23 protein-coding genes and 1 other RNA gene are annotated in these 22,489 nt (G+C 55.1%); 6 read left to right on the top strand and 18 right to left on the bottom strand.

Translation table 11 applies throughout. The features are described from left to right. Window positions 1–60 precede the first annotated feature (60 nt). A complete protein-coding gene (gene yczE, locus L3068_RS05025; RefSeq protein ID WP_014882793.1) occupies window positions 61–672 on the bottom strand; it encodes a membrane protein YczE in 612 nt (203 codons plus the stop codon). 87 nt (window positions 673–759) lie between these two features. Here yczE and yczR point away from each other — a divergent pair, with 87 nt between their 5' ends. After that, a complete protein-coding gene (gene yczR / locus L3068_RS05020; protein ID WP_014882792.1) occupies window positions 760–2,181 on the top strand; it encodes a MocR-like transcription factor YczR in 1,422 nt (473 codons plus the stop codon). Window positions 2,182–2,262: 81 nt separating this feature from the next. Here the strand turns inward: yczR and L3068_RS05015 are convergent, their stop codons facing one another. From L3068_RS05015 to ffs, 3 genes are all read right to left on the bottom strand, one after another. Continuing rightward, window positions 2,263–2,478 carry a hypothetical protein gene (locus tag L3068_RS05015; RefSeq protein WP_023310588.1) on the bottom strand — a complete coding sequence of 72 codons (216 nt, stop codon included), beginning with the start codon at window positions 2,476–2,478 and terminating at the stop codon, window positions 2,263–2,265. After that, window positions 2,475–2,726: a hypothetical protein gene (locus L3068_RS05010; RefSeq protein WP_023310587.1), complete on the bottom strand. Its 252-nt coding sequence runs from the start codon at window positions 2,724–2,726 to the stop codon at window positions 2,475–2,477. Before L3068_RS05010 ends, L3068_RS05015 begins: the two co-directional genes overlap by 4 nt. A gap of 261 nt (window positions 2,727–2,987) precedes the next feature. Then, window positions 2,988–3,084, bottom strand: an RNA gene (gene ffs / locus L3068_RS05005) — signal recognition particle sRNA small type. Window positions 3,085–3,254: 170 nt separating this feature from the next. Here ffs and L3068_RS05000 point away from each other — a divergent pair. Next, window positions 3,255–3,566, top strand: a complete 312-nt coding sequence (locus tag L3068_RS05000) for an MGMT family protein (protein ID WP_014882790.1) — start codon at window positions 3,255–3,257, stop codon at window positions 3,564–3,566. A 33-nt stretch (window positions 3,567–3,599) separates the two neighbouring features. Here the strand turns inward: L3068_RS05000 and L3068_RS04995 are convergent, their stop codons facing one another. Then, complete coding sequence (locus L3068_RS04995; protein ID WP_014882789.1) at window positions 3,600–4,127, bottom strand: YbaY family lipoprotein; 528 nt, start codon at window positions 4,125–4,127, stop codon at window positions 3,600–3,602. A gap of 203 nt (window positions 4,128–4,330) precedes the next feature. Between L3068_RS04995 and tesB the strand changes: the two genes are divergently transcribed. Continuing rightward, entirely contained in the window at window positions 4,331–5,191 is an 861-nt protein-coding gene (gene tesB, locus L3068_RS04990) for an acyl-CoA thioesterase II (RefSeq protein WP_014882788.1), read from the top strand. A 95-nt stretch (window positions 5,192–5,286) separates the two neighbouring features. Here the strand turns inward: tesB and amtB are convergent, their stop codons facing one another. The 5 genes from amtB to L3068_RS04965 form a co-directional block, all read right to left on the bottom strand. Beyond that, complete coding sequence (amtB, locus tag L3068_RS04985) at window positions 5,287–6,573, bottom strand: ammonium transporter AmtB (protein ID WP_014882787.1); 1,287 nt, start codon at window positions 6,571–6,573, stop codon at window positions 5,287–5,289. A 35-nt stretch (window positions 6,574–6,608) separates the two neighbouring features. Continuing rightward, window positions 6,609–6,947, bottom strand: a complete 339-nt coding sequence (gene glnK, locus L3068_RS04980; RefSeq protein ID WP_008503304.1) for a P-II family nitrogen regulator — start codon at window positions 6,945–6,947, stop codon at window positions 6,609–6,611. 220 nt (window positions 6,948–7,167) lie between these two features. Next, the gene (locus L3068_RS04975; protein ID WP_214602852.1) at window positions 7,168–8,949 is read right to left on the bottom strand and encodes a SmdB family multidrug efflux ABC transporter permease/ATP-binding protein; all 1,782 of its coding nucleotides are present in this window, start codon (window positions 8,947–8,949) and stop codon (window positions 7,168–7,170) included. Beyond that, complete coding sequence (locus L3068_RS04970) at window positions 8,942–10,714, bottom strand: SmdA family multidrug ABC transporter permease/ATP-binding protein (protein ID WP_045134720.1); 1,773 nt, start codon at window positions 10,712–10,714, stop codon at window positions 8,942–8,944. The genes L3068_RS04975 and L3068_RS04970 overlap by 8 nt, the downstream gene beginning before the upstream one ends. Before the next feature lie 30 nt (window positions 10,715–10,744). Next, on the bottom strand, window positions 10,745–11,203 hold the full coding sequence (locus L3068_RS04965; protein WP_008503307.1) for an Lrp/AsnC family transcriptional regulator: 459 nt from the start codon (window positions 11,201–11,203) through the stop codon (window positions 10,745–10,747). Window positions 11,204–11,318: 115 nt separating this feature from the next. On the opposite strand from L3068_RS04965, the gene L3068_RS04960 reads away from it, so the two are divergent. Beyond that, window positions 11,319–12,365 (top strand): PLP-dependent cysteine synthase family protein, encoded by a 1,047-nt coding sequence (locus tag L3068_RS04960; protein ID WP_117581154.1) that lies wholly within the window; start codon window positions 11,319–11,321, stop codon window positions 12,363–12,365. 41 nt (window positions 12,366–12,406) lie between these two features. Here L3068_RS04960 and cof read toward each other — a convergent pair whose 3' ends face one another. Continuing rightward, on the bottom strand, window positions 12,407–13,225 hold the full coding sequence (gene cof / locus L3068_RS04955) for an HMP-PP phosphatase (protein WP_014882783.1): 819 nt from the start codon (window positions 13,223–13,225) through the stop codon (window positions 12,407–12,409). Between the two features lie 100 nt (window positions 13,226–13,325). On the opposite strand from cof, the gene L3068_RS04950 reads away from it, so the two are divergent. Together L3068_RS04950 and queC are read left to right on the top strand one after the other, a co-directional pair. Next, window positions 13,326–15,026, top strand: coding sequence for an SgrR family transcriptional regulator (locus L3068_RS04950; protein ID WP_047344470.1), 1,701 nt, complete (start codon window positions 13,326–13,328; stop codon window positions 15,024–15,026). Between the two features lie 66 nt (window positions 15,027–15,092). After that, window positions 15,093–15,788 carry a 7-cyano-7-deazaguanine synthase QueC gene (gene queC / locus L3068_RS04945; protein ID WP_014882781.1) on the top strand — a complete coding sequence of 232 codons (696 nt, stop codon included), beginning with the start codon at window positions 15,093–15,095 and terminating at the stop codon, window positions 15,786–15,788. Between the two features lie 2 nt (window positions 15,789–15,790). On the opposite strand, the gene L3068_RS04940 is transcribed toward queC, so the two are convergent. The 7 genes from L3068_RS04940 to lon all read right to left on the bottom strand — a co-directional run bounded on the left by L3068_RS04940 (window position 15,791) and on the right by lon (window position 22,454). Next, entirely contained in the window at window positions 15,791–16,120 is a 330-nt protein-coding gene (locus L3068_RS04940) for an addiction module antidote protein (protein WP_014882780.1), read from the bottom strand. Continuing rightward, on the bottom strand, window positions 16,092–16,457 hold the full coding sequence (locus tag L3068_RS04935) for a type II toxin-antitoxin system RelE/ParE family toxin (protein WP_117581156.1): 366 nt from the start codon (window positions 16,455–16,457) through the stop codon (window positions 16,092–16,094). The genes L3068_RS04940 and L3068_RS04935 overlap by 29 nt, the downstream gene beginning before the upstream one ends. A 48-nt stretch (window positions 16,458–16,505) precedes the next feature. Further along, window positions 16,506–16,904: a YbgC/FadM family acyl-CoA thioesterase gene (locus L3068_RS04930; RefSeq protein ID WP_014882778.1), complete on the bottom strand. Its 399-nt coding sequence runs from the start codon at window positions 16,902–16,904 to the stop codon at window positions 16,506–16,508. Between the two features lie 99 nt (window positions 16,905–17,003). After that, window positions 17,004–17,384 (bottom strand): helix-hairpin-helix domain-containing protein, encoded by a 381-nt coding sequence (locus tag L3068_RS04925; protein WP_047344471.1) that lies wholly within the window; start codon window positions 17,382–17,384, stop codon window positions 17,004–17,006. 148 nt (window positions 17,385–17,532) lie between these two features. Then, the gene (gene ppiD / locus L3068_RS04920) at window positions 17,533–19,404 is read right to left on the bottom strand and encodes a peptidylprolyl isomerase (RefSeq protein WP_214602851.1); all 1,872 of its coding nucleotides are present in this window, start codon (window positions 19,402–19,404) and stop codon (window positions 17,533–17,535) included. A gap of 212 nt (window positions 19,405–19,616) precedes the next feature. After that, window positions 19,617–19,889 carry a nucleoid-associated protein HU-beta gene (hupB, locus tag L3068_RS04915; protein WP_002444653.1) on the bottom strand — a complete coding sequence of 91 codons (273 nt, stop codon included), beginning with the start codon at window positions 19,887–19,889 and terminating at the stop codon, window positions 19,617–19,619. Between the two features lie 210 nt (window positions 19,890–20,099). Further along, window positions 20,100–22,454, bottom strand: coding sequence for an endopeptidase La (gene lon, locus L3068_RS04910; RefSeq protein ID WP_014882775.1), 2,355 nt, complete (start codon window positions 22,452–22,454; stop codon window positions 20,100–20,102). Window positions 22,455–22,489 lie beyond the last annotated feature (35 nt).

Here is a 22,489-nt window from a genome sequence, read left to right as displayed (position 1 = left end):
ATAGTCGAAGCGACTATTCTGCCACAGCGATGCCGTTAAAACATGTGAGCGCTTCGCAAATTAAACAACCCGTTCCGGCTGAGGAACGTTCTCATTGCGCGACTTCTGGCGGAACCAGGGCATACAGAGCTGAATAAGCGGACCAATGGTCAGGGCATACAGTACGGTTCCTACGCCAAACGTACCGCCAAGCACGCACCCAATCAGCAGGACGGACACTTCGATTGTGGTTCGCACGCTGCGAATGGACCAGCCCAGCCGGGCGTGAATGCCTGTCATCAGACCATCGCGCGGGCCGGGCCCGAAACCGGCACCAATGTACATACTGGTGGCAATCGCGTTCATCACAATGCCCGATACCAGGAAAGCGATTCGCACAGGTAACGAACTCAGCTCGGGGATGAGCGCCATGCTGGCGTCTGCCGCCAGACCGATACAAATCACGTTACTGATCGTGCCGAGTCCGGGCATCTGGCGCAGGGGGATCCACAGCAGCAGCACCGCAGCGCCGGTCAAAATGATCACCGTCCCGATACTCATCCCCAGCTGTAGCCCGACGCCGAGGTGAAATACATCCCACGGATCAACCCCCAGATCCGAGCGAATAAACATCGTGGTAGAGAGGCCATACAGACCCAAACCGACATAAAGTTGTAGCAGACGACGTACCATTTTTTATCTTCTCCCGATAACCAGGCTTTCATCCTGACCTAAAATGGCACTATGATTAATGTCCAGTTTTCAAATAGTGGACTGCATATGTCATCACGCCGCTTTGGAAGTCAGTCTCTGGTACGCCTTTTAGGCCACTGGCAGCAAGCTTCATCCCGCACCCCGCTCTGGCGCCAGCTGGCTGACGCGTTGCGTCTGTTAATCCTTGATGGCCGACTGGCATTAAATACGCGACTGCCGGGTGAGCGTGAGCTGGCTACGGCGCTGGACGTGAGCCGGACCACCGTCAGCAGCGCCCTCGCCCATCTGCGCGAGGAGGGATATCTTGAAAGCCGCCACGGCAGCGGGTCGCGCGTGATCCTCCCGGATACGCGCGCCGTTCCTACCCTTTCAGCGGCGAGTGCCGCACTGGATCTCTCCACTGCCGCCCTCAATGCCGGGCCAGAGATCCACCAGGCTTATACCCACGCGCTGACGGCTATTACCCAGCACCTCTCGCTGACGGGCTACGACCAGCTTGGGCTGCCTGCGCTTCGGGAAGCTATAGCGGCACGCTATACCGAACGGGGTCTTCCCACCCGCGCAGACGAAGTCATGGTGGTCAACGGTGCCGTCAGCGGTTTTGCGCTGATATTGCGGATGTTAACCGGGCCGGGAGATCGCGTCGTGGTCGATCACCCTACCTATCCGCTGGCGATTGCCGCCATTCAGGGGGCACAGTGCCGGCCCGTTGGGGTGTCGCTGCCGGATACAGGCTGGGACACGGATGGTTTTGCCGCCACGCTTGCCCAGACCGCACCGCGCCTGGCTTACCTGATGCCTGATTTTCACAACCCAACCGGGCGTTGTATGGATATCGCAACCCGTCAGGCGATCGCCGATATTGCCGCACAAACCCGCACGACGCTGGTTGTAGATGAAACGATGGTCGATCTCTGGTTTGACTCGCCCCCACCGCCACCGCTGGCATCATTTAACCGGGAGGCAACCGTCATGACATTAGGCTCCGCCGGAAAAAGCTTCTGGGGCGGGCTGCGTCTCGGCTGGATCCGCGCCTCTTCACGTACCATCGCCACCCTCGCCCAGACGCGGGATACGCTTGATCTGGGCTCGCCGCTGCTGGAGCAACTGGCGACGCTGTGGCTTATCAACAATAGCGAACGTTTTCTGCCCGCTCGCCGCAAGATGCTTGCGGAACGGCGCGATCGATGCAGTGAACTGCTGCGTGAACATTTTCCCGAGTGGCGATTCCATGAGGCGGAAGGCGGACTGTCTTACTGGATCGAACTTCCCGGCATGCTGGCGACACAGCTTGCCGCGCGGGCAGAAATCATCGGGATTAACCTGGGAACGGGCACACGGTTTGGCTTATCGGGGGCGTTTGACCGCTTTTTGCGCATGCCCTTCTCGCTGGAGCCAGCGGAAATGGAAGCGGCGTTACTGCGGATTAAACCCTTATGGCGTGCATTACATTCAAATGAGCCGGCCATCAAACGCAGTCTGGTTTAAGAATAAAAAGTTTGAAGGGGATCATAAAATAAAAACTGCTGACTGTAATATATGCAGTCAGCAGTTTTCACTGGACAACAATTAATGTTGCGGAGGAATAGGGAAACCTTTCAGCGAAATAACGAAGTTATCACCGTCTTTCTTTATTTTTGCACCGGTATCACACCAGTCAGACGCAATACGAAAGAACTCATCGCTTCCAACATTCCAGCCAAGACGTACATGCTTCACATAGCCTGAGCGCAAGAGATCGCAGGCCTCGTTGTAGTCACTGGCAGTTGACAGTTGTTGTTTCATTTTCTCTTCTTCAGAAGTTTACGTAGTGCTTTGATTTCTTTAGGAGTAAAAGGAGAAACACTCTCTTCTTCCGTATGCTGATTATCAATATCTTCTTCCGATACTCCCGCCTCTTCTACTGCTTCAAACGCCAGCAGCAGCAGTTTCTCTGTGGTCACGCTTAAATTCTCGTTATTCACTTCCGCATAGTGGCGAAGCCTTTCTTTTAGCGCGTCGTCAATTTTAACATTTAAAACCGCAGTAGCCATGTTTGTCACTTCCCTTCGGAATAAGTACTTTATGTAATACACGAAGTTAACACTGTTATCCAGATTTATATTTTTTTGAATTTTGGTGTTAAATAGACGTCCAATTATAAAATGCCAGTCTATTATTACAGGTTTATGACAATAATATTTCAGCACGATGAAATATATATTACAGCGTCTAGGCGTTAAAGTATTGTGGAATAATGACTACCGAGAGAGGTAACGCAGGAAGGTTTGTACGAGGCCGTAAATGGGTGGGGGCCCTGCCAGCTACATCCCGGCACCCACGTCGTCTGCCCTGGCTGCTTCCTTCCGGACCTGACCTGGTGAACAGAGTAGCGTTGCGGGAGAACCAACAGAGCCCCCATTGAGAGCGTTGATAACCAACGCGCTGGCGCATTATCCCTGTGCGAAGACCCAATTGCAAGCGACCCGGAACCGGATGCTGGTTTATTGCGCAAACAGGCGCAGCAATCAGGGCAATCTTCGTTTACCATGGCTGTCCAGATGATCCCCACAGGTGCAGGTATGGACGAACACGACTCCTTTCCCCAACGCGTATGGCAAATTGTGGCCTCAATCCCGGAAGGCTACGTCACAACCTATGGTGATGTCGCACAGCTGGCCGGTTCACCGCGCGCGGCGCGACAGGTAGGCGGCGTTCTTAAACGGCTGCCGGAAGGAAGCACGCTGCCCTGGCATCGCGTGGTGAATCGTCATGGTGCCATCTCGCTGACCGGACCGGATCTCCAGCGCCAGCGCCAGGCATTACTGTCAGAGGGTGTGCAGGTATCGGGATCGGGACAGATTGATTTGCAAAAGTACCGGTGGGTGTACTAACCCCTCCCCCGAAGGAGAGGGTAATAGTAACAATTACATCTGGGTCGGTGGGGTTGGCAGGGACGGCTGATTGGTCTGTGGAGCAACCGGCACTTCGGTTTGCTGTACGGGAACCAGATTCAGGTCGACTTTAGTCCCACCGTGGTTAATGGCTTCCTGAACCGTATCGGTAATAAAGACCAGCTTATCGTTGATCGTTACCGCGGCACTCAGCAGGATACGGGCATTCGGCTGTACGTCTGACGGGTTATATGGCAGCACGAAGCTAAATGGCGCCTGCTTACCTTCAGTACGAACCGCACGCTGAGCCAGGACTTTCGACGGCGCGTCGGCCAGAGAAGCATCAGACAGCGTTACCGTTAATACCGCATCCGGCGGCAAAGCGACTCTCTGTTTGATCCAGATGGTACCGGAAACATTAGGCTGCTGAATGGATTGCTGTGAAAGGGTATTAATCCCGTTCGGATCGGCTGCAGGTACCGGCACCTGGGCGCTCTTACCGGCACAGGCGGACAACGCTACCGCAATCGCTACACCACTTAGCATAGGCACGAGTTTCATTGAAGTCTCCTTATCATCAATGCACCAGCGGGATCGATCCCATCCGATGTCGTTTCAATCACATAACGTATTCAATTGTGGCACAGATCACCGATTAATGCCTGAAAACGTGCCGATATTAAGATTATTCTACCCATCGGACCACTTACATTTCTGCGTTATACTCTGCCTATCTTTCGCTACGGCGTTTATTGAGGACAACTATGAGTCAGGCACTGAACAATCTGCTGACATTACTGAATCTGGAAAAAATTGAGGAAGGACTCTTTCGCGGACAGAGTGAAGATTTAGGCTTGCGCCAGGTCTTCGGTGGGCAAGTCGTTGGACAAGCGCTGTACGCGGCAAAGGAGACCGTCCCGGCAGACCGTCTGGTGCATTCGTTCCACAGCTATTTCTTACGCCCTGGCGATAGCGCAAAACCGATTGTGTATGATGTTGAAGTTCTGCGTGACGGTAATAGTTTCAGTGCCCGCCGCGTGGCGGCCATTCAGAACGGTAAGCCCATCTTCTATATGACCGCCTCGTTCCAGGCACCGGAACCGGGATACGAGCATCAGAAAACGATGCCGCCGGCACCGTCGCCAGACACGCTCAAATCAGAGACCGATATCGCCCGTGCGCTGGCGCATTTGCTTCCGCCACAGGTCAAAGAGAAATTTCTGTGCGATAAACCGCTGGAGATCCGCCCCGTCGAGTTCCATAACCCGATGAAGGGTCACACCGCCGAGCCGAAACGTCAGGTCTGGATCCGCGCCAACGGTACCGTGCCGGAAGATTTCCGCGTGCATCAGTATCTGCTCGGGTATGCGTCAGATTTTAACTTTCTGCCGGTGGCGCTGCAGCCGCACGGCGTCGGGTTCCTCGAAAAAGGGATGCAGGTCGCGACCATCGACCACTCCATGTGGTTCCACCGTCCCTTCAACATGAATGAGTGGCTGCTTTACAGCGTGGAGAGTACGTCGGCATCGAGCGCTCGCGGGTTTGTGCGTGGAGAGTTTTATACGCAGGACGGCGTGCTGGTCGCTTCAACGGTGCAGGAAGGGGTAATGCGTAATCGCGGTTAATAACGTGCTGCCTGATGCCCTCACCCTGGCCCTCTCCCACAGGGAGAGGGAATAAACATTAAAAACGGCAATCGAGATTGCCGTTTTGCTGTTGGTTATGCGTTATACGCATTCTCGCCGTGGCTGTTCACATCCAGACCTTCGCGCTCCTGCTCTTCCGGTACGCGCAGACCCACAGTCATGTCCGCCAGCTTGTAGCCAATAAAAGCGACAACGGCAGACCACACCACGGTGATAGCAATACTTTCCAGCTGCACCAGTACTTGATGAACCATAGTGACACCTTCTGCATAGCCCACGCCACCCAGCGATTTCGCGGCGAAGATACCGGTCATGATACAGCCGACGATGCCGCACACACCGTGCACACCAAATACATCGCAAGGGTCATCAACGCGCAGCACGCGTTTCAGTGCCGTAACGCCCCACAGACCTGCAAGACCTGCAACCAAACCTACCAGCAGCGCACCACCGACACCCACATAACCACAGGCAGGCGTGATACCGACCAGGCCCGCGATTGCGCCAGAACAGGCACCCAGCAGGGAAGGTTTACCGCGCACCGCCCACTCACCGAAGACCCAGGAGAGGATCGCACCGGCTGTGGCCACGACGGTGTTCACGAAGGCCAGCGCGGCGATTTCGTTTGCTGCGCTTGCAGACCCGGCGTTGAAGCCAAACCAGCCAAAGTAGAGGATCGCGGTACCGGTAAAGACCATCGGCAGGTTGTGCGGTTTGAACGCTTCTTTACCGAAGCCCACGCGTTTGCCAATCAGGTATGCGCCAACCAGACCCGCTACCGCGGCGTTGATATGTACGACGGTACCGCCCGCGAAGTCCAGCGCGCCGTGCGTTGCCAGCAGACCGCCGCCCCAGACCATGTGCGCAATCGGCACATAGGAGAGCGTCAGCCAGACCACCACAAAGATCAGAACGGCAGAGAAACGAATACGCTCGGCCAGCGCGCCTACAATCAGCCCGACGGTGATGCAGGCGAACGAGCCCTGGAACGCAACGTGAATATACTGGTAGAAACTGCCCATCAGCGCGGTCAGCTCAATATTTTTCAGCATCACCCAGTCAAAGTTACCGAAGAAGGCGTTGCCGGTGCCAAAGGCCAGCGAGTAACCGTAAACCACCCACAGCACGCAGACCAGTGCGAAGGTCACGGCTACCTGGGTCAGCATGGAGAGAACGTTTTTGCCACGGATCAGACCGCCGTAGAACAGGGCAATCCCCGGAATTGACATGAACAGCACCAGCGCGGTGCTGATCATCATAAAGGCGTTATCGGCTTTATCTGCCACCGCAGGGGCAGCCAGCGCGAGGCCCGGCAGCAGTGCCAGCGAACCCAGACCCGTTTTAAGTGTTGCTATCTTCATTTTCTCGATCCCTATCACTGTGTGCCAGGAGTTACTTACAGTGCCGCTTCGTCAGATTCGCCGGTACGAATGCGAATGACGCGCTGCAGTTCGGCAACGAAAATTTTGCCGTCGCCAATTTTGCCTGTGTAGGCCGCTTTGCTAATGACATCAATGACTTCATCAAGCTGATCGTCAGCAATCGCGACATCAATTTTTACTTTTGGCAGAAAGTTAACGCTGTATTCCGCCCCGCGGTAAAGCTCGGCATGACCCTTCTGACGACCAAAGCCTTTCACTTCGGTGACAGTCAGTCCCTGAATACCCATGGAAGACAACGCTTCACGCACGTCTTCGAGTTTGAATGGTTTGATTACAACCGTAACCAGCTTCATAGATCCCCTCCAGTCAGAATTCGGTAATGGCCGCAGCTTACGCAGAAGGTATTGCAAGGGGTGTGCCAGAAATGAAAACCAGAAGGAACTGCGGTGCAAAGAGCGCTACACGGCCTTGATAAACGAACCGGTGAAAAAAAACGCACCATGCCGGTGCAGGGTGCGTTTCCGTTTTGCACCAACAGGAATGACTGTTAGCGCGTCGCCTCATTTTGGTGCATCAGGCGCTCAGCGATTCTTCCTCACGCACGCTTGCCGCCAGCTCTTCGCCTGCCAGCTGAAGCTGATACATCTGCCAGTAACGTCCCTTGGCTTCCAGCAGTTCACGGTGCGTACCCCGTTCAACGGCCTGGCCGCGATGTAGCACCAGAATGGTATCGGCATCAACGATGGTGGAAAGACGGTGGGCAATCACCACCAGCGTCGTATGGTCACGCACGGCCGACAGCGCCTGCTGAATGGCCTGCTCGGTACCGGAGTCAATACTGGCTGTCGCTTCATCCAGAATCAGAACCTGCGGCGTTTCAATCAGCACCCGCGCCAGGGCGAGGAGCTGTTTTTGCCCGACGGAGAGATTGTTCCCCTGCTCGCCCAGCTTCGTATTGATCCCCTCACTAAACCCGCGCGCCAGATCCGCCAGATGCACTTTTTCCAGTACCTCCCAGACCTGCTCCTGCGTGTAGTCCCGCCCCAGGGTCACGTTCGCATAGAAGGTATCGGCCAGGACGACCGGATCCTGCTGCACCATCGCGACGCCTTTACGCAACACGTTGTGGCTAAGAGACGCGAGCGGACGTCCGTCGATCCGGATTTCACCGTGCGTAACCGGGTAGTACCCCATTAACAGGCTGGCAAGGGTGCTCTTACCGCTTCCCGTATGGCCCACCAGCGCCACGAAACCACGCGACGGAACATCAAGTGAGATATCCTGCAACACCAGCCGGTCTTCGCGATAGGCAAACGAGACATTATCAAAATCAATGGCACCGCTTTGCAAAGGCCGTTCATCGTTGCCGTAGGCCTGTCGCGGCCGGTCCATCAGCTCGAACACACGCTCACCGGCGACCACAGCCTGTTGCAGCATAGACTGCTGGGTGGTGAGCTCGATCAGCGGTTCGTTAAGGCGCCCCAGATAGCTAATAAAGGCGTACAGCACCCCCACTTCAATCGTACCGTTAGCGCTCAGCCCAAACAGCATCAGGAGACCGCAAAGCACCAGCGCAGAGAAAAGGCTCAGCAGCGGACGCAGCAGAAAACCGTCAAGCCGTAGCGTCTGCATGCGTGCCATATAGTGCGAGCGGCTGGCTTCGCCCATCCGTTCACCAAAGCGCGCCTGCTGGCGGAACTGCTGGATAACGCTCATGCCGTTGATGACTTCGTTGAAGCCATCGTTGATGTCGGCCAGATAGGCTCGTACCCGACGCACGATTGGCGTGCTGTAGCGCTGGTAGATGACCATGACGATCAGCACCGCCGGGAAGATCGTGATCGCCACCAGCGCCATGCGCCAGTCGAGACTGAACATTGCCACCAGCATCGCACCAATCAGCGCCGCGCTTCGGAGCACCGTCGCCACCACGGTGACGTACAGATCGCGGATCACCTCGGTATCGTTGGTTACCCGGGAGATAACCTGCCCGACCGGCTGAATATCAAACTCGCTGAGCGGCTGGCGAAGCGCGGCGTCCATTACATCCGTACGCAACTGCTGAACGACACCAACGGCTGCGCGGTTAAACAGCAGCGACTGCGCATAGTGCAGTCCTGCCGCCGTCAGCTGTAACCCAACGTAAGCGACGCCTAAACCCGCCACCAGCCCCAGGGGCAGGTAGCTTTTGGCGACCATATTGTCGATAAAGTAACTGATGAGCAGCGGCCCGCTCACTTCTGCAATCGCCGCTATCCAGAGTAAAAGCACGGCCACGGACAGCGGTTTACGCCACGGCGAGCCGTAGGCCAGCAGACGTTTGAGCGTCGGCGACATCGTTCCGAGCTTACGCATTAGCGGCCTCCTCATTCTGTTCGGGGGCATCATCCAGCGCCGCTTCAAGCTGTTGATAGCGATACATATCGCGATACCAGCCCGGTTGCTCAACAAGATTTTCATGCTGCCCGCGCTGGGCAATGTGCCCGTGCTGCAATACCAGAATTTCGCTGGCTTCGGTCAGCGCCGACAAACGGTGAGCGCTGATAATCACCGTGCGACCGTCGCCCCACTGACGCAGGTTATGCAGGATCTGGTGCTCGGTACGGCCATCCACAGCGGAGAGCGCATCATCCAGGATCAGGATTTCGGCATTCAGCAGCAGCGCACGGGCAATCGAAATACGCTGTTTCTGCCCGCCGGACAGCATGACGCCACGCTCCCCGACTTCCGTTTCGTACCCCTGCGGCAGACGCAAAATATCATCATGTACGCTGGCTAAACGCGCCACATGCTCGATCTCCTCCTGCGTCGCCGCAGGGCATCCGAGGGCGATGTTATTCGCCACGGTGTCCGAAAATAAAAACGGCGTCTGGCTGACCACCGCCAGGCGGCCACGCCACTCATCCAGCAGCAGGTTCTTCAGGGGAATATCATGGAAACGAATATCCCCTTCGGTGACGTCAAAGTGGCGCTGGAGCAGAGAGAGGACGGTACTTTTTCCGGCCCCCGTAGGACCACAAATACCCAACATCTGGCCGGGCTGAAGCGTAAAGCTGACGTTCTCCAGTACCGGATGCGCCGTCTGCGGATAGACAAATTGACGGACGTCGACCTTCATCACGCCTCGCCCTTCCGGGACCGCTTCGCTGCCGTCAGTCACCACCGGCGCTTCGGCCAGCATGGCGCGAATGCGGCTGTAGGCGGCGCTGCCCCGCTCCACAATGTTGAACATCCAGGCTAAAGCCAGCATCGGCCAGATCATCAGCCCGAGATACATCGCAAAACTGGTCAATTGTCCCAGGGTTAACGTCCCCTGTACCACCATCCAGCTACCGCCTCCGATAGCCAGCAGGTTGGCCATGCCAATCGCAACATAGATTGTCGGGTCAAAACGGGCGTCAATGCGCGCGACGCGCATGTTCTTCGCCCCCGTGTCTGCCGCATCGGCGGCAAACAGCGCGGACTGCCGGTCCTCCAGACCAAAGGCTTTGATCATGCGAATGCTGGTCATGCTCTCCTGAGTGCGATCGTTCAGAGACGAAAATGCCGCCTGCGCCAGTTTGAAGCGCTCGTGCAGCTGTTCGCCGTAGCGATTGATCGCCAATGCCATCAGCGGCATCGGCAGCAGCGCCAGAAGGGTCAACTGCCAGCTGATCTGGGTGGACATGACAATCAATACCGCACAGCCCATCACCAGCGAGTCCACCAGCGTTAATACCCCTTCTCCGGCGGCGAAGACCACGCGATCGACATCGTTCGTGGCACGGGCGATGAGGTCCCCGGTGCGATGGCGCAGATAAAATTCGGGATGCTGTCGGCTCAGCTGGCGGTAAAAATCTTCACGCAGCTCAACGGCCAACTGATAGGACGCACCAAACAGCAGCACGCGCCAGACGTAGCGCAGGAGATAAACAATGACGGCCGTCAGCACCAGCGTGCCGACCCACATCAACACCCGTGCGGTGGTGTAATGCTGTTCGGTGACGCCATCCACGACGTACCCCACCACTTTCGGCGGGATCAGCTGCAGAATGGCAATGATAATAAGCAGGGCCACTGCACCGAGGTAGCGTTGCCACTCCCGACGAAAGTACCAGCTTAATTGGGCAAATAATCGCACGCGGTTTGTTCCTGAAGGTTTTTTACGAAGTTATTCAATGGGTAAGGCTGTGGTGTACTTAATCTGTTCCATGGCGAAGCTTGAGGTGACGTCTGATAAGCCCGGAACGCTGTTCACCAGCCGCTTGTAGAAGTCATCATAGCGCTTCATGTCTGCCACCTGGACGCGCATCAGGTAATCGTACTCGCCGGCCATTCGCCAGAAACCGAGCACCTCGGGCATCTCAGAGACCTGAGTAACAAAGCGGCAATACCACTCGCTGCTGTGGTGCTGGGTTTTAATCAGCACAAATGCCGTCAACCCAAGCCCCAGTTTTTCGGGATCGAGCAGCGCGACGCGCCCCAGCAAAATGCCATCATCTTCGAGCTTCTTAAGGCGCTTCCAGCACGGTGTGGTGGTCAGATTAACGGCATCTGCCAGCGCCTGCAAAGAGAGGGTACAGTCACTTTGCAGCAAGGAAAGGAGCTTACGGTCAATTTTATCTAGCATACCCACCTCACAGAGAAAATTTTTCTCCCTTCATTCTATTTTAAAGGCCAGATAGCAACAATTTTTTCTGTGCTTTTCGCTATGCTGGGCACAAAATGACAAACGGATAATTACGATGAATAGCTCCTGGGTTAAACATGCCATCAGCGAAATCAATGCCGACTACCAGCGTTCGGCGGATACCCACCTGATCCGCCTTTCCCTGCCGGGATTTGACGGTATTCAGCTCTATCTGAAGGATGAAAGCACCCATCCGACCGGCAGCCTGAAGCATCGCCTGGCGCGCTCACTGTTTTTATACGGTTTATGTAACGGCTGGATCAAAGAAGGCACTACCATTATTGAATCCTCGTCCGGTTCAACCGCCGTGTCCGAAGCCTATTTTGCCCGCCTGCTGGGCCTGCCGTTTATCGCGGTGATGCCCTCCTGCACTGCAAAACGCAAAATCGAGCAGATCGAATTTTACGGTGGTCGCTGCCACTTCGTTGAGAGTGCCTGCGAAATCTACGCCGCCTCTGAAATGCTGGCCCGTGAGCTCAACGGCCACTATATGGACCAGTTTACCTTCGCCGAACGCGCAACGGACTGGCGCGGCAATAACAACATCGCTGACAGTATTTTCCGCCAGATGACCCACGAGCCGCACCCCGTGCCGTCGTACATTGTGATGAGCGCCGGTACCGGTGGTACCTCAGCCACCATAGGACGCTACATTCGCTGTCAGGGCTACGATACCCAACTGATGGTGGTTGACCCGCAAAACTCGGTGTTCCTCGACTACTGGCAGAGCCGCGATGCCGATCTTCGCAGCCCGTCAGGCAGTAAAATTGAAGGAATTGGCCGCCCGCGCGTGGAACCGTCATTCATCCCGGATGTAGTGGATGAAATGCTTCGCGTGCCGGATGCCGCCAGCGTGGCAACCGCACACTGGCTGGAAACCCAGCTTGGCCGCAAAGTCGGGGCATCGACAGGCACCAATATGTGGGGCGCACTGCAGCTGGCGGCACGCATGCGTGAGGAAGGGCGTACCGGCTCCATCGTCACGCTGCTGTGCGACAGCGGCGAGCGCTACCTTGAGACCTACTACAATGCAGAATGGGTACAGGCTAACATCGGCGACATCACGCCGTGGAAAGTGCAGATTGCACAGCTGCTGAAATAAAAAAAAGCCAGACCGACGTCTGGCTTGCTGGAAGGCGCTCGCTATTCGGGGGAATAAGGGAGGTTGTTGTTGTCCAGCCAATGAGTCAAAAAATGGGACACCGCTTCGTTACCGCAGTGTCCGATAACGGGCAGATGAGGAAGCTCGGCAATCAGCTGCGGCATCGCATTCCCCATAATCAAGCCGCGCCCCACGCTGCCCAGCATCTCTCGGTCATTCATGGCGTCGCCAAATGCCATACAATCCTGCAGCGTTAAGCCCAGATGGTCGCTCAGTACCGCCAGGGCGGAACCTTTGTTACAGCCCACGGGTAATACTTCCAGACAATCTACCGCCGAGAAGGTCAGATGCGCCCGGTTGCCGAGCGCCTCATTTAACTGGATGCGCAGGCGTCGCAGATCGTCGTGATCGCCACAGAAGCAGATCTTGGTCACCGCGTGGGCGGGGATCCGGCGCAGATCGATAAGCTGATATTTAAAACCGCTATAGACATGCGCATGCAGTAACTCGGGGATTTCGCTTCCGGTAAACCAGCCTTGATCGTTAAAAACGTGGACACTGGCCTGTGTGTCCCAGGTGCTGTGCAGGACGATATCCGCCACTTCCGGGTTAAGATCCTGACGGTGCAGTACCTCCCCTTCGACGGTGTGAATGCGCGTTCCGTTTCCGGTGATCAGAAAAGCATCAAGAGAAAACGCGCCCAGTAAATGGCGCATCTCCAGAACATGTCGGCCGGTGGCAAATGTCAGAGTGACATCTCGCTCGCGCAGGCGCTTCAGGGCACTCAGCGTTTTCTCTCCCAGACGGTGATCCGGCATTAACAGCGTACCGTCCATATCAAATGCAGCGAGGCGGGCCATGATGACTCCTGAAATGTGATGCGATTAGCTTGTGCATCAGTATCAGGTGAGATATACGGAAGTAATAGTGAATAGATGATAATTATTGTTCCGGGTTTCTATGCGTCAGCTTAACCGTCTTAACCAGTATCACCGTTTATGGCAGCCGTCCGAAGGTGCGACGCAGCAGGTCACTATCAGCGAGCTGGCAGCCCGCTGTTTTTGTAGCGAGCGTCATGTCCGAACGCTGCTGCGTCAGGCTCAGGAGGCGGGCTGGCTGAGCTGGCGCGCGCAGTCTGGTCGCGGCAAGCGCGGCGAACTGACGTTCCATGCCACCCCGGAGTCCCTGCGCAATATGATGATGGAAGAAGCGCTGAAGAGCGGACAGCAGCATAACGCGCTGGAGCTGGCCCAGCTTGCGCCTGACGAGCTGCGTTCGTTACTGCATCCGTTTTTGGGTGGGCAATGGCAAAACGACACGCCGACGCTGCGCATCCCCTACTATCGCTCGCTGGAGCCCCTTCAGCCGGGTTTTTTACCGGGCCGGGCCGAGCAACATCTGGCAGGACAGGTGTTCTCAGGCTTGACGCGATTTAACGGTAACAGCAGTGAACCCACCGGCGATCTGGCGCATCACTGGGAGGTCTCTGCTGACGGGCTGCGCTGGCATTTCTATATTCGCTCCACGCTGCACTGGCATGACGGCGATAAAATAGAAACGGCGCAACTCCAGCGAAGCCTGACGGCGTTGTTAGCGCAGCCCATCATGCGAACGCTTTTTCAGAGCGTCTTGTCTGTCGAAACCACACATCCGCAATGTCTGACGTTTGTTTTACATCAACCGGACTACTGGCTGGCGCACAGGCTGGCAACCTACTGTAGCCGTCTGGCGCATCCCGATCGCCCGGTCGTCGGCAGTGGTCCCTTCCGGTTGACCCTCTTTGAGCCCGATCTGGTACGCCTGGAAAGCCATGAGCAGTACCACCTGAGTCATCCGCTGCTTAAGGCCATCGAGTACTGGATCACTCCCCAGCTTTTTGATTACAGGCTGGGTACCAGCTGTCGCCACCCGGTGCAAATCGCCATTGGCGAGGCCGATGAGCTCGAAAGCCTGCGGCTGGTGAGCAGCAGCACCAGCCTGGGCTTCTGTTATCTCACGCTGAAACAGAGCGCGCGGCTGAGTGAGATCCAGGCAAAGCGGCTGATTAATATCATTCATCTCTCCAGGCTTCTGCACACGCTTCCGCTCAACGAAGGGCTCATCACGCCAACTCATGAACTGCTTCCCGGCTGGACAATCCCGGAATGGCCTGATTTGACGGACATTGCCCTCCCTGAGGCGTTGACGCTGGTTTATCATCTGCCCGTTGAGCTTCACACCATGGCCAGCCAGCTGAAGGAGTACCTCGCCCTGCAGGGTTGTGAATTGACCGTCATCTTTCACGACGCGAAGACGTGGGATGGATGCCAGCAGCTTGCCGATGCAGACATCATGATGGGAGATAAGCTGATTGGCGAAGCGCCAGCGTATACGCTTGAGCAGTGGCTCCGCTGTGATGCGCTTTGGCCGCATGTGTTAAGCGGACCGGCTTACGCTCATTTGCAAGCCACGCTGGATGCGGTGCAGGCCCAAGCCGAGTCCCGGGACCGACACGCGGGGCTGCAAGCCATTTTCAGCCGCTTAATGGAGAACGCGGTGTTGACGCCGCTCTTTAATTATCAGTATCAAATCAGCGCGCCGCCAGGCGTAAACGGGATACGCCTTAACACCCGCGGCTGGTTTGATTTTACCGAAGCCTGGCTGCCTGCCCCCAAATCGTGAAGAAGCTGGTCGCCGCCGTAGCCAGGCGGTAACATAACGTTTTTACCGTAACTGTTGAGATGATTTATGAAACGTGCCGTCGTCGTGTTCAGCGGAGGACAAGACTCTACTACTTGCCTGGTTCAGGCCCTTCATCAGTATGATGAAGTTCACTGTGTGACCTTCGATTATGGTCAGCGCCACCGCGCTGAAATCGACGTTGCCCGTGAACTGGCCCTCAAACTGGGGGCACGCGCGCACAAGGTGCTGGACGTTACGCTGTTAAATGAACTGGCTGTCAGTAGCCTCACCCGCGACAGCATTCCTGTACCGGATTATGAACCCGATGCCAGCGGCATTCCGAATACCTTCGTACCGGGCCGCAATATTCTGTTTCTGACCCTGACGGCGATCTACGCCTACCAGGTGAAAGCAGAAGCGGTAATCACCGGCGTATGCGAAACAGACTTCTCCGGCTACCCGGACTGCCGTGACGAATTCGTGAAAGCATTAAACCACGCCGTCAATCTGGGCATGGCGAAAGAGACGCGCTTTGAGACGCCGTTGATGTGGCTGGATAAAGCCGAAACCTGGGCCCTGGCGGACTACTGGGGCAAGCTGGATCTGGTTCGCAGTGAAACCCTCACCTGCTATAACGGCATCAAAGGCGACGGTTGCGGCCAGTGTGCGGCCTGTAATCTTCGCGCTAACGGGCTGAACCACTATCTGGCCGATAAAGCCGGCGTGATGGCCGCAATGAAGCAAAAGACCGGGCTTAAATAACGCTACTTAACCGTGCTGTCGAACAGTTTTACGCCGGCAGCACGAGTCACTTTCATTAGCGTCGTCAGCGTTGGGTTACCGTTGTCAGATAAGGTTCGGTATAACTGTTGGCGGGACAGACCGGATTTGGCAGCAATTTCACCTATGCCACCGCGGGATTCGATAACACGTCTTAGCGCGATTAAGTATGCAGGGATTCCCTGGTCTTCATAAATCTCATCCAACGCAACCTGCAGATATAGCTGAGCGTAGGAAGGGTTTTCGCGAAGCATTTTTACGACGGCTTCATCGTGACTGACGGAGCTAGAGAATTTTCGTTCGCTTTTGCTCATCGGATTTCTCCTTTTGATGGTCATTCCAGTAATCAATTGCCAGTTTCACATCGGTCTTTTGACTCTTTTTGTCACCCCCAATCAGCAACAATAGGATCTCCCGATGTTGTACTGCAAAATAGATTCGATATCCGGGACCACAATCAATTTTCAATTCCCAGATACCATCTCTGAGATACCGGTAATCGCCGAAGTTCCCTTTCTCTGCACGGTCAATTCGCAAAAGAATCCGAAACACTAATTCCGGATCCTTTCGCTTCATCTTCGCTACCCACTCCTCAAATGGCACTTTTCCGTCACGGGTACGGTAGCGTTCAACAACGTAGTCCCTGTCCATGATTCTATCCCTGGAAAAACGTTTTGTCTTTTATAAAAGACAAAATTTCTAAACGATCATCAACTCCAGCTTCTCCCGCAATGCCCCTTCCAGCGGCAGAGCCTTCTGGGTTTTCAGATCGATACAGACAAAGGTGATCAGTGCATCAGCCACCACCTGCCCTTCAGGATCGAGCGTCACCACCTGGCTTAATACACCACTCTTGCCGTTGAGCTGTTGCACCTGACTGGTCACCGTGAGTACATCACCCAGCACGGCCGGGCGGCGGTAGTTGATGTTGATATTGACGACCACGAACGCGATGTTATGCGCGGTCAACCACTGAAAGCTTTCGCTGTTTTCCAGCCCGTCCCAGCGCGCTTCCTCAAGGAACTCAAGATAGCGGGCGTTGTTAACGTGCTGGTAAACATCAAGGTGGTAACCGCGTACTTTGATTTTTGTCTGCATAGCGCAATAGCCTTTACTGTTGTTATAGGATCAGAGGTCATAACTGGTATGACCTCTTTATCCTGGCAAATTATCGCCGCAGTGCAAGTAATTGTGAGATTACAACGTCAGGTGTGAGAGGTTACGCTCCACCAGCGCGCTGCCCATGCCCGGCACCTGTTTGAGGTCGTCGACAGTTTTGAAAGGACCATACTCTTCGCGGTAGCTGACGATGGCCTGTGCTTTTTTCAGGCCGACACCGTTCATTGCGCGGGCAAGATCTTCCGCAGAGGCCGAATTGATACTGACCCGCGTACCGTCATCATCCGCCGTTTTACCGGCATCAGCCGCTTTGGATTGCCCTTGCACTGACGCTGAGGCGTCAGACTTGCTCTGCACCGTCTGTGCTTTGGCTGCGGGCGTCGCGGCCAGCGCGCTCGTGGTCATCCCGGTGGTGGCAATAGCCAGCGCAATTAACAGTGATTTGATTCCACATTTCATGCTGTTTTCTCCTTGTTTGTTGACAGCCACGTCACGATAGCCGCCCGGAAAAACAGCTACAAACAGCAGATTGCAGAAATGGAAAAGGCCGCGAAAGCGGCCTTTAGTTTTTGCAGAGCGTTACGAAAATCTGCGAGCAGAGACGTAATTATTGCTGCTGAGTCATCACATCGCCCAGCTTGATTTTGGCGTCTTTACGCAGGTTGCTCATCATGGCTTCGAAAGCAATCTGAGCATTGTTCTGGGTAATGCCCTGAACCATCGCCTTCTTCTGCGCTTCTGGCAGGGTACCGGCTTTTACTTCGTCCAGCGCCAGCAGAACAACGTTACCCTGAATATCGGTGGTGGTGCCGAAGCTTGGTTTGTCCTTCGCAGGCAGAGTCAGGCCAAACGCAGCCTGGCTGATGGGGTCCTGACCGGTACGGCTCAGCGTTTTCGCTTCACCGAAGCTCAGGCCTGCCGCTTTCAGCGCATCGTCTTTGCCCGCTTTCAGATCAGCCAGAATCTTCTCAGCATCCAGTTTCGCCTGCTGTTCCGCTTTGTTGTGCTTAACCTGAGCGGCAACCTGATCCTTCACTTCTGCCAGCGGTTTGACCGCTTCCGGCTTGTGCTCGCTGACGCGCAGCACGAACGCACGGTCACCGTCGACGGTAATGATGTCAGAGTTGCTGCCTGGCGTGCCGTTCTCGCCCACCAGACCACCATTAAAGATGGCGTCTGAAACCGGTTTAAAGTTCAGCTCTTCCGGCAGGTTGTCACGACCAAACCAGCCCGTCTCAACCGCTTTCACCCCAGCAGCCTGCTCAGCACCCGCCAGCGATTCGTTGTCGTTGCTGGCGGCATCGCTCACCTTCTGTTGAAGTGCGTAGTAGGCATCCAGCGCTTTTTCCTGTTTCACTTTCGCCGCGATATCATCACGAACGTCAGCCAGCGGCTTGGTTTTCGCCGCGGTGATGTCGTCCAGACGCGCGACCAGGAAACCAACGGAAGACTTAATGACACCAGAAAGCTGGCCTTTCTCTTTCAGACCCGCATTTTTCAGTTCGTCCGGCGTGGTTGCGTCTTCCAGCCAGCCCATATCACCGCCGTTTTTGGCAGAGATAATATCGGTGGATTTTGCTTTCGCGAGGGTGGCGAAATCAGCCCCTTTATTCAGCTCATCCAGTACCGCTTTGGCGTCAGCCTCGGTTTTAGTCTGAATCACGCTGTAGCGGTTACGCTGCGGCTGAGTGAACTGATCCTGATGCTGATCGTAGTAAGACTGAATTTCTGTATCAGACGCCGTTTCCTGCAGCCCGGCAGCATCCAGCTTGATGTAGCTCACGCGGAACTGCTCTGGAGAAACGAAGGTATTTTTGTTCTGCTCGTACCAGGCGTTCAGTTCCGCGTCGCTGACCTGCTGTTTGGCCGCCAGGGCGTTAACATCAATGGTCGCTTCACGGACAACGCGCTGCTGCGCCACCAGCGCGGCCAGCTCTTCCGTCTCACCTTTGAGCATGAAATCGGTGCCCACAACGGCATTGATAAGCTGCTGAGTTGTCAGTTGTTTACGCAACGCCTGAGCGTATTGGTCAGCCGTCATACCCATCTGGTTGACGATGCTATTGTAACGGGCGTTGTCGAATTTACCGTTTGACTGGAAGGCCTGAGTGGCGAAGATCGCTTTTTTCACCTGCTCATCGCTGATGCCAAGACCCAGCTTTTTGGCATACTGATCCAGTAACGCTTCGTCGATAAGACGGTTCAGCGTCTGTTGGCGCAGGGTCTTCATATACCCTTCATTCGCCGCCAGTTCAGAGAATTGGTCGCCCAGCTGTTGCTGCATACGGTTACGTTCACCGGCAAAAGCATTCTCGAACTGACCACGGCTGATCTCCTGGCCATTCACTTTTGCGGCATAGTTCGCGCCACCGCCAATAAGGTAACTGCTCACGCCGGTCAATATGAACGACACGATAATGATACCGAAAATAATCTTGAGCACGAGACTGTTAGCAGCCGTGCGTAAGCTGTCCATCATGGTGTAACAACACTCCGCTGTAGGTGACTGGTTACCTGACGCTGACGGAAAATCCTGCCCGTCGCGCGTAAAGGCGTATTGTGACAAGAAAACGGGGCGATTGTCAGCCCACAACTCGCATAAACTCGCACAAATCAGGTCTGGACAAACAAAAAAGGCACATCAAATGATGCGCCCTTGTACTTTCCGGCTTCCCTGAAACGGGAAAGCAATCAATTTACTGCGTCTTTCAGCGCTTTACCTGCACGGAAACCCGGCACTTTAGCAGCAGCAATGGTGATCTCTTTACCGGTCTGAGGGTTGCGGCCAGTACGGGCAGCACGCTCTTTAACAGCAAAAGTACCGAAGCCTACCAGTGCAACGTCGTCTCCAGCCTGCAGAGATTCAGTAACAGAAGCAATTAATGCATCTAACGCACGTCCAGCTGCAGCTTTAGAAATATCAGCACCAGCAGCAATTTTGTCAATCAGTTGAGATTTATTCACTGTTCTCTTCCTCTCTTTATAATTTATATCGCGTCTGAGTCCTTCACAACGCGACCGCGCAGCAGTTATATCAGGCCTGCCATGACCTTACAACACCCGTTGTTGATGGCTGACCTAATCAGCAATCTAAATTAGCTATACAAAAAAAGGCTGGCAAGTGCGAAATGCCTTACCAGCCTTGTTTTTATTGACGCTCTTTGCGCGAGGTCACTATTTTGCGGTTACAACCTGCATTCCGGACGGTTCATTCTGCAATGCGAGAGTAAGAACTTCCTCAATTCGCTTAACAGGATGAATCTGCAGATCGGCAATTACGTTGTCCGGAATCTCTTCCAAATCGCGTTTATTCTCGTAAGGAATCAATACGGTTTTGATCCCACCACGGTGTGCCGCCAGCAGTTTTTCTTTTAACCCGCCGATAGGCAGAACCTGACCACGCAGAGTGATTTCACCGGTCATTGCAACATCAGCGCGTACCGGGTTGCCTGTCAGACAGGAGACCAGCGCCGTACACATGGCAATACCCGCGCTTGGACCATCTTTCGGCGTCGCCCCTTCCGGGACGTGAACGTGGATGTCGCGTTTTTCGTAGAAATCCGGGTTAATACCCAGTTTTTCCGCGCGCGCGCGCACCACGGTCAGCGCCGCCTGAATGGACTCCTGCATCACTTCACCCAGCGAGCCGGTGTAGGTCAGCTTGCCTTTACCCGGCACACAGGCGGTTTCGATGGTCAGCAGATCGCCGCCCACTTCCGTCCATGCCAGACCGGTCACCTGGCCTACGCGGTTTTCGTTATCCGCACGGCCATAGTCAAAGCGCTGAACGCCCAGGTAGGCATGCAGATTGTCGCCGTTGATCACAATGTGTTTCAGGCTCTTATCCAGCAGCAGCTGTTTCACCGCCTTGCGGCACAGTTTAGAGATTTCACGCTCAAGGCTACGCACGCCCGCTTCACGGGTGTAATAGCGAATGATGCCGATAATCGCGCTGTCCTCGACGGTCAGTTCGTTGGCTTTCAGTGCGTTACGCTCAATCTGTTTCGGCAGCAGGTGCTGTTTCGCGATATTCAGCTTCTCGTCTTCGGTGTAACCGGAGAGGCGGATCACTTCCATACGGTCCAGCAGCGGGGCCGGAATGTTCATGGAGTTGGAGGTTGCCACGAACATCACATCGCTCAGGTCGTAGTCCACTTCCAGGTAGTGATCGCTGAACGCCACGTTCTGTTCTGGATCAAGCACTTCCAGCAGTGCAGAGGCCGGATCGCCACGCATGTCCGAAGACATTTTGTCGATCTCATCAAGCAGGAACAGCGGGTTTTTAACGCCCACTTTCGCCATCTTCTGGATCAGTTTACCCGGCATAGAACCGATGTAGGTACGACGGTGACCGCGGATTTCCGCTTCATCGCGTACGCCACCCAGCGCCATACGGATATACTTACGTCCGGTCGCTTTGGCGATGGACTGTCCCAGAGAGGTTTTACCCACCCCCGGCGGTCCTACCAGACACAGAATTGGGCCTTTGATTTTGTTTACACGGCTTTGTACCGCGAGGTACTCAAGAATGCGGTCTTTCACGCGTTCCAGGCCGTAGTGGTCGGTATCCAGGATCTCCTGCGCCTGACGCAGGTCTTTTTTGACCTTGCTGCGGGCGTTCCACGGAACCTGCACCATCCACTCAATGTAGCCGCGTACGACGGTTGCTTCAGCCGACATTGGAGACATCATTTTCAGCTTCTGCAGTTCTGCTTCGGCTTTCTCTTTCGCCTCTTTCGGCATCTTCGCCGCGTCGATTTTACGCTTCAGCGCTTCGTTTTCGTCCGGCGCGTCGTCCATCTCGCCGAGCTCTTTCTGAATCGCTTTCATTTGCTCATTCAGATAGTACTCACGCTGAGATTTCTCCATCTGCTTTTTGACGCGGTTGCGAATACGTTTCTCAACCTGCAGCAGATCGATTTCAGACTCCATCATCGCCATCAGGTATTCCAGACGTTCGTTAACGTCGGACATTTCCAGCACGGACTGTTTGTCAGCCAGCTTCAGCGGCATGTGTGCTGCGATGGTGTCCGCCAGACGCGCAGGATCGTCGATGCTGTTCAGCGACGTCAGCACTTCTGGTGGGATTTTTTTATTCAGCTTGATATAGCCTTCAAACTGGCTAATTGCGGTGCGCACCAGCACTTCCTGCTCGCGCTCATCAAGCTCAGGCGAATCAAGGTACTCTGCCTTGGCAGAGAAGTGTTCGCCGTCATCTGACAGAGTGGTAATACGCGCACGCTGCAGCCCTTCGACCAGCACCTTCACGGTGCCGTCAGGCAGCTTCAGCATCTGCAAAATAGAGGCCACGGTCCCGACGGTGAAAAGATCGTTTACACCCGGCTCATCCGTCGATGCTTCTTTCTGCGCCACCAGCATGATTTTTTTATCATGATCCATGGCGGCTTCGAGGCAACGGATAGATTTTTCCCGCCCTACAAACAAGGGTATGACCATGTGCGGATAAACCACCACATCGCGCAACGGCAATACGGGGATTTCAATGCGTTCAGAACGCTCAGGATTCATAGAGCTCTCTCTTAGTTTAGTGTCCGCCAGGTAAG

The organism is Enterobacter cloacae complex sp. ECL414 (genome assembly GCF_021869685.1).
GTDB lineage: Bacteria > Pseudomonadota > Gammaproteobacteria > Enterobacterales > Enterobacteriaceae > Enterobacter > Enterobacter kobei.
Note: the sequence above shows the minus strand (reverse complement) of the source record. Positions and strands in the feature narration are given on the sequence as shown.